Source organism: Amycolatopsis keratiniphila subsp. keratiniphila, from assembly GCF_001620365.2.
Lineage (GTDB): Bacteria > Actinomycetota > Actinomycetes > Mycobacteriales > Pseudonocardiaceae > Amycolatopsis > Amycolatopsis keratiniphila.
The window spans coordinates 3,103-4,601 of the sequence record NZ_LQMT02000046.1 but is presented as its reverse complement, the minus strand read 5'-3'; the positions used below and the strand labels follow the sequence as shown (position 1 = coordinate 4,601).

The 1,499-nt window shown below is 67.5% G+C and carries 1 protein-coding gene; it reads left to right on the top strand.

The genetic code is table 11. The features are described 5' to 3' along the window. Window positions 1–422: 422 nt before the first annotated feature. On the top strand, window positions 423–1,499 hold a 1,077-nt coding region (gene groEL, locus AVR91_RS40495; RefSeq protein WP_228709473.1), incomplete at its 3' end, for a chaperonin GroEL.

The window sequence follows — 1,499 nt, the reverse complement described above, 5'->3', positions numbered from 1 at the left end:
TCGCGGGCGCGATCGTCGCCGCCATCTTCATCTTCGGTGACTCGAGCAGCGGCAACGGCCCGCAGACCACCGCGCCGAACATCCCGGTCGGCCCCGGCGGCTCCCAGTCGCAGGCTCCCGGCTCGTCGTTGAAGCCGCCGCCGACGTCGATCCCCATCAAGCCGAGCAACTGAATACCACCGCGCTGACCTGCGGTTCTTGCACTCTCCCCTGGAGAGTGCTAAACACGACGTTGGCACTCGACGCCGTCGAGTGCCAGGCGTGACGGTCACCGACCGTTCGCCTGAAGGTCGGGACGGTGAGGCCGCACCCTTGATCGGGTGGGTCGTCCGTCGCGGGCACCGAGCCTGGCCGAGGAAGAGTCCTGCCGCCGCGCTGTAGTAGGCGTGCGGCGGCGCCCAATACCGGAGGACCACACCGCAATGGCCAAACTGATCGCGTTCGACGAGGACGCCCGCCGCGGTCTTGAGCGCGGCTTGAACACCCTCGCCGAAGCCGTCAAGGTGACCCTCGGCCCGCGGGGCCGGAACGTCGTGCTCGAAAAGAAGTGGGGCGCGCCGACGATCACCAACGACGGTGTCTCCATCGCCAAGGAGATCGAGCTCGAGGACCCGTGGGAGAAGATCGGGGCCGAGCTCGTCAAGGAAGTTGCCAAGAAGACCGACGACGTCGCGGGTGACGGCACCACCACCGCCACCGTGCTCGCCCAGGCTCTCGTCCGCGAGGGTCTGCGCAACGTCGCCGCCGGGGCCGACCCCATCAGCCTGAAGCGCGGCATCGAGGCGGCCGTCGAGGCCATCACCGAGCAGCTGCACAAGGCCGCCGTCCAGATCGAGACCAAGGAGCAGATCGCCGCCACCGCGTCGATCTCCGCCGCGGACCGCACCATCGGCGAGCTCATCGCCGAGGCGCTGGACAAGGTCGGCAAGGAAGGGGTCGTCACCGTCGAGGAGAGCAACACCTTCGGCCTCGAGCTCGAGCTCACCGAGGGTATGCGCTTCGACAAGGGCTACATCTCCGGTTACTTCGTGACCGACCCGGAGCGTCAGGAAGCCGAGCTCGAGGACCCGTACGTCCTGCTCTTCGGCTCCAAGATCTCCACCGTCAAGGACGTCCTGCCGCTGCTGGAGAAGGTCATCCAGTCCGGCAAGCCGCTGCTGATCATCGCCNNCCGCAAGGCGATCCTGCAGGACATCGCGATCCTGACCGGTGGCCAGGTCATCTCCGAGGACGTCGGCCTCAAGCTGGAGAACGCGGACCTTTCCCTGCTGGGCAAGGCGCGCAAGGCCGTCATCACCAAGGACGAGACCACCATCGTCGAGGGTGCGGGCGACGCCGACCAGATCCAGGGTCGCGTCAACCAGATCCGCGCCGAGATCGACAACTCGGACTCGGACTACGACCGCGAGAAGCTCCAGGAGCGGCTGGCGAAGCTGGCCGGCGGCGTGGCCGTCATCAAGGCCGGTGCCGCCACCGAGGTCGAGCTGAAGGAGCGCAAG